Below are 13,064 nucleotides of genomic sequence, written 5' to 3'. Positions count from 1 at the left end.
CTGAAATGCGCATCAACGAGTAACGGAGCCCGACGATGAGCCGAAGCGCCCGCTGGCAAACGATCCTGCGCCGCACCGCCTGGCAGGCGCTGCCCACGGTGCTCGGCATCGTGATTCTCAACTTCTTCCTGCTCAAGCTGATGCCGGGCGACGCCGCCGACGTGATCGCCGGTGAAGCCGGCTCCGCGACGACGGAAACGATGACCCTGCTGCGCGCGAAGTTCGGGCTCGATCAGCCCGTGCTCGTGCAGCTATGGACGTATCTGAAGCATCTCGCGCATTTCAGCCTCGGCTATTCGCCGCGCTACGACATGCCCGTGATGCAACTGATCCTCTCGCGGCTGCCCAACACCTTGCTGCTGATGGGCGTGGCGCTTTCGCTCGCGCTCGTCGCGGGCGTCGTGTTGGGCGCCGTGATGGCGCACTGGGCGGGCAAGTGGCCGGACCGCGTGCTCTCGGTGTTCGCGCTGCTGTTCTATTCGACGCCGGGCTTCTGGATCGGCCTGCTCGCCATCATTCTGTTCGCGGTGCGGCTGGGCTGGCTGCCGAGCGGCGGCAACGTCACGATCGGCGCCAACCTGCACGGCTTTGCTTATGCCGCCGATATCGCGAGGCATGTGCTGCTGCCGGCGGCGACGCTCGCCACCTTCTTCGTGGCGATCTACGCGCGCATCACGCGCGCGGCGATGATCGAAGTGCAGCGTCAGGATTTCGTGCGCACGGCGCAGGCCAAGGGGCTGAGTCCGTGGCGCGTGACGGTGCGGCACGTGTTGCGCAACGCGCTGATGCCGCTCACCACGCTCGTGGGGTTGCATTTCGGCACGCTGCTGGGCGGCGCGGCTGTGACGGAGACGGTATTCAGTTGGCCGGGACTCGGCCGCCTTGCGCTCGATGCGGTGCTGGCGCGCGACTTCAGCGTGCTGCTGGGCGTGCTGCTGCTGTCGTCGCTGCTCGTTATCGCCGCGAACGTTCTTGTCGATCTGCTACAGGCGTGGCTCGATCCGCGCGTAGGTTGAATCGGTTGCATCACCGGAGCGGAGCCTCGCCGACTCATTCACGGAGGAATCTCAATGAGTTTCGAATCGCCGGATCTGCCGGTTCAGGCGCAGCATGCGGCCGCGAGCCAGGGTTCGTCATGGCGCCGTCAACTGGCGTTCGCGCTGCTTGGCCGCCACGGCGGCGATGCCGATGGTGCAGCCGCGCGGCGCGGCGGTCGCGCTTTCTGGCGCGCGCTGTTGCGCAATCCTTCAGCGTGTGCCGGTCTCGTGCTGCTCGCCGCGTTCGTGCTGCTTGCGGTGCTCGCACCGCGACTTTATCCGGGCGACCCGCTCGACATGGTGGGCGGCCCGTTCGAGTGGCCGGGCAGCGACCCGCAATTCCGGCTTGGCACCGACTCGCTCGGGCGCGATGTGGCAGCGGGCGTGGCGCATGGCGCGCGCGTGTCGCTGCTGATCGGTGCGGCCTCGGCCGGCATCGGGCTCGTGATCGGCACGCTCGTGGGGGCCATTGGCGGCTATTTCGGAGGCCTGATCGATGACGCACTGGTGCGCGTGACCGAACTGTTCCAGACCGTACCGTCCTTTTTGCTGGTGATCGTGCTCGTGGCGATCGGGCGGCCCAACGTGGTGGTGATCGCGCTCGCCATCGGCGTTGCCTCGTGGCCCACGGTCGCACGCATCGTGCGCGCGGAGTTCCGCACGTTGCGGCGCTCGGACTTCGTGCTCGCGGCGCGCAGCCAGGGGTTCAGCAACACGCGCATCATTTTTGGCGAGATCCTGCCCAATGCGTTGCCACCCGTGATCGTCACGGCCTCGGTGATGGTGGCGAGCGCCATCCTGATCGAGTCGTCGCTGTCGTTTCTCGGCATGGGCGACCCGAACGTCGTGAGCTGGGGCGCGATGATCGGCTCCGGCCGCGATTCGCTGCGCACGGCGTGGTATCTCACGGCGATTCCAGGTGCTGCCATCGTGCTCGCGGTGCTCGCCCTCAACCTGCTCGGCGACGGTCTGAACGAGGCCCTCAATCCGCGTCAACGGCAACGATCGTAAAGGTGTCACGTGAGCCAACTGCTTGAAGTGCGCGATCTGCGCGTGAATTTCGGGGCGCACGAAGCGGTGCGCGGCGTGAGCTTCGACATCGCGGCGGGCGAGACGCTCGCGCTGGTGGGCGAGTCGGGCAGCGGCAAATCCGCCACGGCGCTGTCGCTCATGCAACTCGTTGCGGAGCCCGGACGCGTGACGGGGAGCGTGCGCTTCGAGGGGCGCGAACTGCTGGGCTTGCCGCCCAAGGCGGTGCGCGAGTTGCGCGGCCGCCAGATCTCGATGATCTTTCAGGAGCCGATGACCTCGCTCAATCCGGTGCTCCCGGTTGGCGCGCAGATCGTGGAGACGCTGCGCCAGCACGAGACGCTGTCGCGCCAGGCCGCACGCGCGCGCGCCGTCGAACTGCTCGACCTGGTACGCATTCCCGAACCACAGCGCCGCTTCGACGACTATCCGCACGAGCTTTCGGGCGGTCAGCGCCAGCGCGTGATGATCGCGATGGCGGTGGCCTGCCGCCCCCGCTTGCTGATTGCCGACGAACCCACCACCGCGCTCGATGTGACGATCCAGGCGCGCATTCTCGAACTGCTAGACGCGCTGCGCCGCGAGCTTTCGATGTCGCTGTTGCTCATCACGCACGACCTCGGCGTCGTGGCCGACCATGCGGACCGCGTGGCGGTGATGCTGGCCGGGCGCAAGGTGGAGGAGGCGGCAGCGCCGGAGCTGTTCGCGTATCCGCGTCACGCCTATACACGAGGACTCCTGAGCGCTTCGCTCAATCTGGCCGACGATCTGCACTACCGTTCGTGGACCTTGCCGGAAATCCGCCACACGGTAACCTCGGACCGGCGCGGTGAGGAAGGCGGCTTCGTGGTGGTGCCGCGCACGGTGCCCGAACGCGCGGTGTCGTTCAATCCGGTGGTGGACGCCGCGCCGCTGCTCGCTGTGCGCGATCTGCGCGTGACGTATCCGCAGCGCCACGGCGCGCCCGCGCATCACGCCGTGGACGGCGTGTCGTTCGATATTGGGCGCGGCGAGACGGTGGGGCTCGTGGGCGAGTCGGGTTGCGGCAAGTCCACGCTTTCGCGCGCGATCATGCGCCTCACGCCGGTGGCCAGCGGCTCGATCGCGCTCGAGGGAACCGATCTCGTCGCGCTCAGCGAGCGCGCGTTGCGGCCTTTGCGTCGCAAGGCGCAAATGGTCTTTCAGGATCCTTATGCATCGCTCAATCCGCGCCGCACGGTGGGCGACATTCTCGAAACCGTGCTGGCCGTAAACGGCGTGGGAGACGCGACAGCGCGCCGTACTCGCGTGCGCTCGACGTTGGAACGCGTGGGGCTTCCCGCAGCGGCGCTTGGCCGTTTCCCGCATGAATTCTCGGGCGGGCAGCGTCAGCGTATTGGCATTGCGCGCGCGCTGGTGCTCGAACCAGCGCTGCTGATCTGCGACGAGCCGGTATCGGCGCTGGACGTTTCGATCCAGGCGCAAATCCTCAATCTGCTCGTCGAACTCAAGCGCGAGCTTGGGCTCTCCATGCTTTTTATTTCGCACGATCTTTCGGTCGTGCGCTACGTCGCCGACCGCGTACATGTGATGCAGCAGGGCAAGATCATCGAAAGCGGCGACCACGAGGACATCTGGCGCGCGCCCCGGCATCCGTATACGCGCACGCTGCTCGCCGCTATTCCAGGGCGCGAGCTGACTGCCGAAGCGGCTTGAACGCACTTTGCAATGGCCCGCTCGCGATATTGATGAGCGTGTTACAGAATCCACGGTCCTTCTTGGCCCCCGGTGAGCGGACCTCAGCGGATTTTGCCGAACCGGAGTATGTTGTGACTTTCGTTTACCGGTGGCCGAAGCGATGAACCGTAACCGACAGTTGAATCTCGGCGCATTCATGCGCCCTGTCAGCCTGCACACGGGGGCGTGGCGTTTCCCCGGTGCGTACCCCGACGCGAATTTCAACTTCGAGCAATTGAAGCGCTTTGCGCAGACGCTCGAGCGTGCGCGTTTCGACGCGTTCTTCATGGCCGATCACCTGGCGGTCTTGAACATGCCGGTCAACGCGCTCAAGCGCAGCCACACCGCCACCTCGTTCGAACCGTTCACCTTGCTGTCGGCGCTTGCCGCCGTGACGGAGAAGATCGGGCTCGTCGCTACGGTTTCGACGACGTTCGACACGCCGTACCATGTCGCGCGCCGCTTTGCGTCGCTGGATCATCTGAGCGGCGGCCGCGCCGGGTGGAACCTCGTGACGACTTCCAATCCGGACGCAGCACTCAATTTCGGCCTCGAGGAACACGTGGAGCACGACGAACGTTATCGCCGCGCACGCGAATTCTTCGACGTCGTGACGGGCCTCTGGGACAGCTGGGCCGACGACGCTTTCGTGCGCGACGTGGAGAGCGGCGAGTATTTCGATCCGGCGAAACTCCATGTGCTCGCGCACAAGGGTGACTACTATTCCGTACGCGGGCCGCTCAATATCGCGCGCCCGCCGCAGGGCTGGCCGGTGGTGGTGCAGGCCGGATCGTCGGAGGCCGGGCGGCAACTCGCGGCCGAAACGGCCGAGGCGGTCTTCACCGCGCAGCCGAATCTCGAAGCCGGCAAGCGTTTCTATGCCGACGTGAAGGCGCGCATGGAAAAGCTGGACCGCGATCCCGATCACCTGAAGATCCTGCCCGGCGCGTTCGTCGTGGTGGGCGACTCGCTGGAAGAGGCGCGCGAAAAGCGCGAGCATCTCGACAGCTTCGTGCACTACGATAGCGGCATTGCCTCGCTATCGATCGCGCTCGGTCACGACGTTTCCGGTTTCGACCCCGACGGCCCGCTGCCCGCGATTCCGGAAAGCAATGCAAGCCGTACCGCGCGGCAGCACGTGGTGAACTGGGCGCGCGACGAGGGCTTGACGATTCGCCAGCTCGCGCAGCGCGTGGGCGGTTACTCAGGCCTGCAAATGGTCGGCACGCCCCATTCGATCGCGGACGAGATGGAGCAGTGGCTGATGGAGGCGGGCAGCGACGGCTTCAACGTGATGTTCCCGTATCTGCCCGCGGGCCTCGACGACTTCGTGGAGAAGGTCGTGCCCGAGTTGCGGCGGCGCGGCATTTTCCGTCGCGAGTACCAGGGCAGTACGCTACGCGAGCATCTTGGCTTGCCGAGGCCCGAGAACCGGTTTTTTCCGGTCAGCCAAAATGCCGTTTAGCAGCGGCGCGAATATCGTTGGATCGATTCATTCGTGGTGGCAGTGGCCGTCGCGCACGGCAATTCCCGTGTGCCCATGATTCAATCATGGAACGTCGATCCACGATGACTCGAGACCTGCTGCTGAAACCTGGCTTTACCGATCCCACGCGCCTGGCGAGCGTTTCATTGGTCCGGACGGCGCGCCGATAGAAGGACTGCTTGCGTCCGGGCCCGAGGTCGCGGAACAGCGTGGTGCCGCTGCCTGTGGTCGTCTGGCCGAAGCCGTCCCAGTCGTCGTCGCGAAGCACGCCGGGCTGGCCGGTCGCCACGGCCACGATCACGTCGCTGCCGTCTTCTTCGCGCTGCGCGAACACGTCGATCCGGTCCGCTTGGAGGCTGCCGGTGCCCAGGTAGCGCGCGAGAATATTCATTACGCTGCTTTCGATCTGACTGATTCTTGGTTCCGTTTCGCGGCGGTGCTTTCTATGCTGGCTGGTTCGATGAGTGGGCAGCGTGGTGCACGCGGCCCCTCACGCCACACGCCAAAAAAAGGAAAGCACATGCAGAACCAGAAGACGAAGACGCCGCTGCGGCGGCATATCGGCCAGTCGCTGCGCGCCTGGCGCAAGCCGGCCGCGCTGTGGCTGCTCGGCCTGGTCGCGATAATCGCCGCGCCGGCATGGGCGGCCGCCGCCGCACCCGCTGAACTCAAGATCGACTACGCGTACTACTCGCCGGAAAGCCTGGTGATCAAACGCAATGGCTGGCTCGAGCAGGAGTTCGCGCCGGATCATACGCAGGTGCGCTGGGTGCTGAGCCTCGGCAGCAACCGCGCACTGGAGTATCTGAATAGCGGCGCCATCGATATCGGCTCGACTGCGGGCCTCGCGGCCGTGCTCGGCAAGGCGAACGGCAATCCGATCAAGACCGTGTACATCTTCTCGCGCCCGGAGTGGACGGCGCTGGTCGTGCGCAAGGATTCGCCGCTGAAGTCGCTCGCCGACCTCAAGGGCAAGAAGATTGCCGCCACGAAGGGCACCGACCCCTACCTCTTCACGCTTCGCGCACTGCATACCGTGGGCCTGACGAAGGATGACGTCGAGATCGTCAATCTCCAGCATCCGGATGGCCGCACGGCGCTGATCAACGGTCAGGTCGATGCCTGGGCTGGGCTCGATCCTCACATGGCAGCCGCGGAAGTCGACAACGGCGCGCGTCTGCTGTTCCGCAACGTCAACTTCAACACGTGGGGCTTCCTGAACGTGCGCGAAGCGTTCCTGAAGCAGTACCCGGACACCGTCACGCGCGTGCTGAAGGTCTATGAACGTGCGCGGGAATGGGTTGGCGCGCACCCCGACGAGGCGGCCCAAATCGTTTCCGAAGACTCGAAGGTGTCGCTCGCGGTCGCGAAGCTGCAACTGAGCCGCAACGACTTCAGCCACCCGCAGCCCGGTGCGGAACAGATCAAGGCGCTGGAAGCCGCCGCGCCGATCCTTGTCCAGGAGCAACTGGTCAAGCCGGGCACCGATCTGAACCAGGTGATCGAGTCGCTGATCGACGCGCAGGCGGCACAGCCGGCGCTGTCATCGGCGCAACACCAATAACGAGGCAGGCTGACATGGCTGTGGAAGAAGCGGCTGCACGCTCGCTGGCGCAGTCCAGCGAGATTACGGCGCGGCGAAGGACCGAGGCTCCCGCGTGTGGCGACACGCAACCCGCCAGTGCGCCGGTGCGGGAAGCGGACGCTTCGCAAGAGCGGGCGCCGCGCGCCTGGCGCATGGCGGGCGTGCTGCTGCCGGTCGCCTTCCTGCTTGCCGTGGAAGTTCTCGTGCGTGCCCAGGTGCTGCCGGACAATCTCGTGCCCGCGCCTTCGGAGATCGCGCAGGCGCTCTGGCAACTCGGCGGTACAACCCTGCTCAAGCACATCGTGCAGAGCACCGCGCGCGTGGCAGCCGGGTTTGCATGTGGCGCGCTGCTCGCGGTGGTGGTTGGCGCGGCCATGGGTTTGAGCCGCCGGCTCGACGCACTGCTCGATCCGAGTTTTCAGGCGCTGCGCGCGATTCCTTCGCTTGCGTGGGTGCCCGTGCTGCTGCTGTGGATGGGAATCGACGAAGCGCCAAAAATCACACTCGTCGCGATTGGCGCGTTCTTTCCGGTGCATCTTAGCGTGCTATCTGGAGTCCGAAACGTCGATCGCAAGCTCGTTGAACTGGGCGCTGTATATCGGCTGTCTTCGTGGCGCTTGTTTGTTCGCATTTTGCTTCCGGCTGCGTTGCCGCATATTTTCACGGGTTTGCGCACGGGGTTGGCGGTCTCGTGGATGTTTGTCGTCGCGGCCGAGCTGATTGCCGCCACGCGCGGGCTCGGTTATCTGCTCAGCGACGGCCGCGAGACGGGCCGTCCCGATATCGTGTTTGGCGCCATCATCCTGCTCGGATTGCTCGGCAAGTTCACCGACAGCGCAATGAAGGCGCTCGAGGCACACGTGCTGGCTTGGCGAGATACGAGTGTCGAGGGAGTGCGCACATGATGGCCACTTCGCCGACCAGCACGCCACGCGAGCCACACGCACCCCTCGTCGATATCGACATCCGCCACAAGCACTATGGCGAGCGGCCGATTCTTGACAGCCTGCGGCTCACGCTCGCGCCCGGCGAGATCGTGGCGCTGCTCGGCCCGAGCGGCTGCGGCAAAAGTACGTTGCTGCGCATTGCGGCGGGGCTGGATCGCGACTACGCCGGCACCGTCTCGTACAACGGCGAAGTACAGCGCGGGCCGTCGCCGCTCGCGGGCGTGATCTTTCAGGAGCCGCGCCTGCTGCCATGGCTGCGCGTGGCCGATAACGTGTGCTTTCCGCAGCGTGCTCGCGGCGACACGCGTAACCACGCGAGGTCGCTGCTCGAAGAGGTCGGCTTGCGTGCCGAAGACGGCGCGCTTTGGCCCAAGCATCTGTCGGGTGGCATGGCGCAGCGCGTGGCGATTGCGCGCGGGTTGTTCACGCAGCCGCAACTGCTGTTGCTCGACGAACCGTTCAGCGCCGTCGACGCGATGACGCGCATGCGCCTTCAGGACCTGCTGCTCGCCATCGTGGACGCTCACCGGACGGCCGCGCTCGTCGTCACGCACGATATCGATGAGGCTGTGCATCTGGCCGACCGGATCGTCTTGCTGGAGCCTGCCGGCGGCGCGCGAGCACGACCTGCCAACCGCATTTTCGAAGTGGGCGGCGCACGTCCGCGCCGGCGCGAGGACGCGGGGCGATCGGTGTTGCGCAGGATTCTGCTGGAGGGGCTGGAAACTTTGGCGCGGTGAAGAACCAGTGCCGCCGCTCACACGCACGCGCGCATCTGACTCGATATCGCTGCAATGAAAAATCCGGATCTCGAACTTCCAGGCACCTTCGTGGCAGTGGCCGATGCGCGCAGCTTCGCCAGCTCAGGCGTACGCACGGGCCGCAGTCAGGCGGCGGTCAGCCAGCAGATGCATCGGCTCGAGACACTCGTGGGCGTGCCGCTCTTTCGCAAGAACGGACGCAACAAGCTCCTCACGCCTGGCGCGCTCCAATTGCTCAGTCCTGCTCGCGAACTGTTGCGCATCAGTGACGATGCAGTTCAATCCGTTGTCAACGGCGCGAAGGCCGGCGTGCTGCGCATCGGCTCGCCGCAAAACGTCTCGAACACGTTCTTGCCGCCGGTTCTCGCGCGCATCGCTCGGTAGGCGCCCGGCTTGCGGCTCATCATCAACACGCGCTTCGACACCGACGCGGCCGAAGCGCTGTTTCGCGCGCTGGGCTTCACGGTGACGCCGCGGGGCTACCACACGCTCGGCTCGATCAATCATGCGATCTTGTTCGGCGGCCACCATCTCGAGCTGACCGGCCTGCCCGCCGACGGCTCGGCTACGCGCCCGGAGATTGCGGCCAGCCCACTCGGCGCGGACGGGCTCGTCTATCGTACCGACGATCCGCAGCGCACGTTCGAAGATCTGCGTGCCGCTGGTTTCGAGGCGACGCCGCAGCAGCATTTCTCGCTGCCGGTGGAAGGCTTTGGCGACGCGCGCTTCGTGACCGTGCGCCTCGCCGCGAGTCAGTTGCCGGGTGGCCGCGTGTATTTTTGCCAGCACCTGACGCCCGAATGCGTGTTCCGTGAGACTTGGCGTGATCATGTGAACGGGAGCTACGCGCTAGCGGCGCTCCATCTCGTTGATGTGGAAAGGGAAGGCTACGGGCGGCTTGGCGAGTCTGCGCCCGGCTCCGACCTCGTCTCTCACAGCCGGGCGACGTTCGACGCGCATTTCGGCGCGCTGGCCGCGCACGTCCCATCTGGCGCGGTGCGTTACGGCGCGATCACGATCCGCACGCCGTACTGGCGCGCAGTCGCCTTGTCGCCGCGGCAGTTCCTGCGGCATGCTGAAAAGCGCCTGAATCAGCATGTCCCGTAGCAACTTCTCTGGAGCGATCCCATGTGTCAAATTCAGCGCTCAGAAAGCAAGTTGTGCAGACCGTCCCTAAAAGCGATGTCGCAAGCCTATCGCCGCGACGAGTTGGTTTGCGCCTGATGCACGGGAGAAGTTTGAGATCTGCGCGCCTTGTATGCCGGTGCCTTGGAGCTGGTTCGCACGTTGATAGATCGTCTCGACGTAGACGTCCGTGCTCGGTGACAGGAAATACGTGGAAACGATACCGGCCTGGTGCCATTTTGGATATCGCACGCCGGTCGGTGTAGCGAAGCGGCCGAGCGTGAACGTGTAGCCCGCCGAGACGTTCCAGTTCAGCGTCACATAGTAGCGGACATTGACCTCTACGTTGTCGAAGCGCACGTCGTCACCCGTCAGCCTGATTGCGGTATCGGCCACGTTGTTGATCGAAGTGGCGTTGTCAAGACGTGTTTCGCTAATGACGAGGCCCGCGCCGCCACGACCGAAATGGTAAAGCCCCCCAGCTGCCCAGGTGCGCTGCCGCTCGGCATTGAAGGGCGCGCCAGCCGGCACGGCACCATTCGTGTTGGCTGTGGGAAGATTCGAGGCGTGGTCGAGCTGAAAGTAGCCCGCGCCAGTGTCGAGGTTGCCGTACTGATACGAGAATCCGAAGCTGTACGCCCGATTGTTTGCGAACTCGCCACCTGCATTCGAGAAGCCATACAATGCGCCAAGTTTTACGCCGCCCAGTAAAGGCGTGACGTATTTGACCGAATTGTTGATCCGGGTGTAGTTGTCGAGATTATCGTTGTCATAGACGTGGGCGAAGCCAGCGCCGCCATAGGACGTTCCACCGAGTGAAAACGGCTCAACAAATTGAACGACCTCATCGAACTGGCGTCCCATGGTGAGGGAGCCCGCACGCTGCGAAGTAAGCCCCATCCACGCCTGGAACCCGAATAGCCGTCCTTGCTGTGCAGCGTTGCCGTTCATCACCGAAAAGCCGTTGGTGAGCGTGAAGATCGCAGTGAGATCGCTGCTAAGCGGCTCGGTGCCGGACAAGATCCAGCGGCTGATGTTGATATCGCCATTCTTCGCTTGCCACGCGCTTTGATGCCCGTTCGCGTTGCCCGAGTCACTCACATACGCGATACCGGCGTCGACGGACCCTGACAGGCGAACCGACTGGGCATGGATGGCGGGACTTGCGAATGCAATCGCGACACCGATCAGGCGAATTTCTAAATTCAGTTGCTTGATGTGCATATAATTTTTACTTATTTATAAGTTATACTTAATAAGTGATTTGAAAATTAAATTTCTTGCATTTATTTAACGGTTCTTATTTTAGTTTCTGATTGGATAGAGAAATTTACTTTCCTCTTTTCCGTCTTCGATGCTGAAAGTCTGGTTATGTCTCGCGTCCTGGTAGAGATGCGGCTCCGAATCGGTATATTTGATTGGGAGCGAAGGCGGAAAAATGGCGATTACTGGAAGAGACCGTTGCGAGTTGCTCAACAATGACGGCAGCAGATAGCGACAGGCTTTTCAATGAGCCTTGATCGATTCATGATTTTCATATCGCCATATTTTGTTTGACAAAGCACCGGCCCGCGTCACTCTCAACAACGGTGCGGGCGTCGCTGTCCCAGGCGTCAGGCGCTCCACTGGTAGAAGCTGCGCTTCGTCGCGCTGAAGACATCGGTTTGACTTGAATGCGAATAGATCACCTGTGCGTTGACCTGACTCCACTTCGGGTCGGCACCATAGGTCGCGGTGTCGGTCACATGGCCGTTCGTCTGGACGTAGACGATGCCGGGCTCGAGCGCCGGGGTTAGCGCGTAGTGGACCTTCGGTTTGAAGTTGCCGAAACGGACCATGTCGTTCGCCGATCCGAACGACTTCGTGCCCTGGTACTGGAATGTTCAGCGTTCCAGAGTGGGATCTTCGTAGCTTTTAGGATCCCAAAGTGCAAAATTTAGTTGCCCGCGCTTGAAGCGCAATTGCTAGTCCGAAGTTCTTGGCTGAGGTGGGGGATAAAGCCCTGGATCGGGCAAACCGCACAGTGATCCAGCTTCGGCGCGTATCGGTTTGGCGTCAGATCGCAGCTTTGCCGACGAACAAGAAGTGGAGGCTCTCACTGGGTGATGGCCGGCGTGCGCGCAGCCGCTCAGCCGCCTGAAAACACCGCAGGCGGCCTTCAATGACCGCCTCGATGACCTTGACCCGCTCGAGTTCGCGCATGCTTGCCGTGATCCGCTCACGTCCGTTCATGGTTCGCTCCTGGTCGACGCCTCACGCGAGCGTGCGCGTCAACCAGGGCAGGAATCGGACATTTGAACTTGGTCAAAAGCGGACATTTGAACTTAGCCACTACAAGTCAATGTCGTAGCCATTTCAAGATGTCGCGTTCGCAGCTAAATAGATGGAATGGTCGCCTCCCGCCTTAACGGGCTATCCGACGCCACAGACTCGCATCCAGATCATGCGACATTGCTGGTTCGGCAGTCCAGCCGCCAAGGAGAACCAGATGGAACCCACGACCATTGCCATCGACCTGGCCAAGCGCGTTTTCCAGATTCATTACGTCGAGCCCGAGACCGGCGCGATTCACAGCAAGGCGCTCAAACGCGCCCAGCTCGTACCGTTCTTTGCCAACCGGCCTGCGAGCCGTGTCGTCATGGAAGCCTGCGGCAGCGCCCATCACTGGGCCCGTGTCCTGGCGCGGCTTGGCCACGACGTGCGGCTCATCGCAGCCCAGTTCGTGCGGCCGTTCGTGAAGTCGAACAAGAACGATGCCGCCGACGCCGCGGCGATCTGGGAAGCGGCCCAGCGTCCGGGCATGCGCTTCGTGGCCGTCAAGACCGAAGACCAGCAGGCCATGCTGGCGCTGCACCGGATACGTCAGCAACTGGTCCGGATTCGCGTCATGCAGGTCAACCAGCTTCGTGGACTGCTCTACGAATTCGGGGTCGTGTTGCCGCAAGGCCGCCGGGCATCGATCGAAGCCGCCAAAGTCGCGCTGACGTCACTGGCCGACCAGTTGCCAGCCATGCTCACAGACAGTCTGCAGGATCAGTTCTCGCGACTTCGCTCACTCGACGAACAGATCGCACAGATCGAACAGCGCATTCTCGAGTGGCGCCGTAACGATGACGCATGTAGACGCATCTCGGAGATTCCGGGCGTGGGCGTGCTCACGGCGACCGCCGCGGTATCGGTCATCGGACAGGCAAAGACATTTCGCTCCGGACGGGAATTCGCCGCCTATCTGGGTCTCGTGCCACGACAGAACGGCTCTGGAGGCAAGATCAAGCTCGGTGGGATCAGCAAGGCAGTATGACTCCCGTGAGGTAGAGGCTGGCCTGCCGCGCGGCATCAAACGCGGGTTAGCATGTCTGCCAGAGCCGCACGGTGCGG

General features: G+C 63.6%; 12 protein-coding genes and 2 pseudogenes. 10 read left to right on the top strand and 4 right to left on the bottom strand.

The genetic code is table 11. The features are described 5' to 3' along the window. Positions 1 to 35 precede the first annotated feature (35 nt). From C7411_RS22520 to C7411_RS22505, 4 genes are all read left to right on the top strand, one after another. Positions 36 to 1,016 carry an ABC transporter permease gene (locus C7411_RS22520; protein WP_110386266.1) on the top strand — a complete coding sequence of 327 codons (981 nt, stop codon included), beginning with the start codon at positions 36 to 38 and terminating at the stop codon, positions 1,014 to 1,016. A gap of 54 nt (positions 1,017 to 1,070) precedes the next feature. After that, entirely contained in the window at positions 1,071 to 2,048 is a 978-nt protein-coding gene (locus C7411_RS22515; protein WP_110386265.1) for an ABC transporter permease, read from the top strand. A gap of 9 nt (positions 2,049 to 2,057) precedes the next feature. Further along, the gene (locus C7411_RS22510; RefSeq protein WP_110386264.1) at positions 2,058 to 3,761 is read left to right on the top strand and encodes an ABC transporter ATP-binding protein; all 1,704 of its coding nucleotides are present in this window, start codon (positions 2,058 to 2,060) and stop codon (positions 3,759 to 3,761) included. A gap of 142 nt (positions 3,762 to 3,903) precedes the next feature. After that, entirely contained in the window at positions 3,904 to 5,247 is a 1,344-nt protein-coding gene (locus C7411_RS22505; protein WP_110386388.1) for an LLM class flavin-dependent oxidoreductase, read from the top strand. A 217-nt stretch (positions 5,248 to 5,464) separates the two neighbouring features. On the opposite strand, the pseudogene C7411_RS22500 reads toward C7411_RS22505, so the two are convergent. Beyond that, positions 5,465 to 5,635 (bottom strand): annotated as a pseudogene (locus C7411_RS22500) (acyl-CoA dehydrogenase family protein); the annotation flags it as partial. Between the two features lie 153 nt (positions 5,636 to 5,788). Here C7411_RS22500 and C7411_RS22495 point away from each other — a divergent pair. The 5 genes from C7411_RS22495 to C7411_RS22475 are packed head-to-tail and all read left to right on the top strand — an operon-like array spanning position 5,789 to position 9,668. Beyond that, positions 5,789 to 6,832, top strand: a complete 1,044-nt coding sequence (locus tag C7411_RS22495) for an aliphatic sulfonate ABC transporter substrate-binding protein (protein ID WP_110386263.1) — start codon at positions 5,789 to 5,791, stop codon at positions 6,830 to 6,832. Between the two features lie 14 nt (positions 6,833 to 6,846). Beyond that, complete coding sequence (locus tag C7411_RS22490; RefSeq protein WP_110386262.1) at positions 6,847 to 7,758, top strand: ABC transporter permease; 912 nt, start codon at positions 6,847 to 6,849, stop codon at positions 7,756 to 7,758. Further along, positions 7,758 to 8,540 (top strand): ABC transporter ATP-binding protein, encoded by a 783-nt coding sequence (locus C7411_RS22485; protein ID WP_110386387.1) that lies wholly within the window; start codon positions 7,758 to 7,760, stop codon positions 8,538 to 8,540. The genes C7411_RS22490 and C7411_RS22485 overlap by 1 nt, the downstream gene beginning before the upstream one ends. 54 nt (positions 8,541 to 8,594) lie before the next feature. Further along, positions 8,595 to 8,945, top strand: a complete 351-nt coding sequence (locus C7411_RS22480) for a LysR family transcriptional regulator (RefSeq protein WP_110386261.1) — start codon at positions 8,595 to 8,597, stop codon at positions 8,943 to 8,945. Positions 8,946 to 8,954: 9 nt separating this feature from the next. Further along, positions 8,955 to 9,668, top strand: a complete 714-nt coding sequence (locus C7411_RS22475; RefSeq protein WP_110386260.1) for a VOC family protein — start codon at positions 8,955 to 8,957, stop codon at positions 9,666 to 9,668. A gap of 66 nt (positions 9,669 to 9,734) precedes the next feature. On the opposite strand, the gene C7411_RS22470 is transcribed toward C7411_RS22475, so the two are convergent. From C7411_RS22470 to C7411_RS37605, 3 genes are all read right to left on the bottom strand, one after another. Continuing rightward, entirely contained in the window at positions 9,735 to 10,910 is a 1,176-nt protein-coding gene (locus C7411_RS22470) for a porin (RefSeq protein WP_110386259.1), read from the bottom strand. A 389-nt stretch (positions 10,911 to 11,299) separates the two neighbouring features. After that, the gene (locus C7411_RS22465) at positions 11,300 to 11,524 is read right to left on the bottom strand and encodes a hypothetical protein (RefSeq protein WP_110386258.1); all 225 of its coding nucleotides are present in this window, start codon (positions 11,522 to 11,524) and stop codon (positions 11,300 to 11,302) included. Between the two features lie 217 nt (positions 11,525 to 11,741). Next, positions 11,742 to 11,918, bottom strand: a complete 177-nt coding sequence (locus C7411_RS37605; protein ID WP_165822864.1) for a hypothetical protein — start codon at positions 11,916 to 11,918, stop codon at positions 11,742 to 11,744. A 256-nt stretch (positions 11,919 to 12,174) separates the two neighbouring features. Here C7411_RS37605 and C7411_RS22460 point away from each other — a divergent pair. Next, positions 12,175 to 12,978, top strand: a pseudogene (locus C7411_RS22460) (IS110 family RNA-guided transposase); the annotation flags it as partial. Positions 12,979 to 13,064 lie beyond the last annotated feature (86 nt).

The sequence above is a fragment of the Paraburkholderia silvatlantica genome (assembly GCF_003096715.1).
Lineage (GTDB): Bacteria > Pseudomonadota > Gammaproteobacteria > Burkholderiales > Burkholderiaceae > Paraburkholderia > Paraburkholderia silvatlantica.
The sequence above is the reverse complement of the archived record's forward strand: the minus strand, read 5'-3'. Positions and strand labels throughout refer to the sequence as shown.

Coding starts and splice junctions, on each gene's coding strand:
- C7411_RS22480 (WP_110386261.1), top strand. CDS start 8,595: ATGAAAAATCCGGATCTCGAACTTCCAGGCACCTTCGTGGCAGTGGCC.
- C7411_RS22495 (WP_110386263.1), top strand. CDS start 5,789: ATGCAGAACCAGAAGACGAAGACGCCGCTGCGGCGGCATATCGGCCAG.
- C7411_RS22490 (WP_110386262.1), top strand. CDS start 6,847: ATGGCTGTGGAAGAAGCGGCTGCACGCTCGCTGGCGCAGTCCAGCGAG.
- C7411_RS22520 (WP_110386266.1), top strand. CDS start 36: ATGAGCCGAAGCGCCCGCTGGCAAACGATCCTGCGCCGCACCGCCTGG.
- C7411_RS22505 (WP_110386388.1), top strand. CDS start 3,904: ATGAACCGTAACCGACAGTTGAATCTCGGCGCATTCATGCGCCCTGTC.
- C7411_RS37605 (WP_165822864.1), bottom strand. CDS start 11,918: ATGAACGGACGTGAGCGGATCACGGCAAGCATGCGCGAACTCGAGCGG.
- C7411_RS22515 (WP_110386265.1), top strand. CDS start 1,071: ATGAGTTTCGAATCGCCGGATCTGCCGGTTCAGGCGCAGCATGCGGCC.
- C7411_RS22470 (WP_110386259.1), bottom strand. CDS start 10,910: ATGCACATCAAGCAACTGAATTTAGAAATTCGCCTGATCGGTGTCGCG.
- C7411_RS22485 (WP_110386387.1), top strand. CDS start 7,758: ATGGCCACTTCGCCGACCAGCACGCCACGCGAGCCACACGCACCCCTC.
- C7411_RS22465 (WP_110386258.1), bottom strand. CDS start 11,524: ATGGTCCGTTTCGGCAACTTCAAACCGAAGGTCCACTACGCGCTAACC.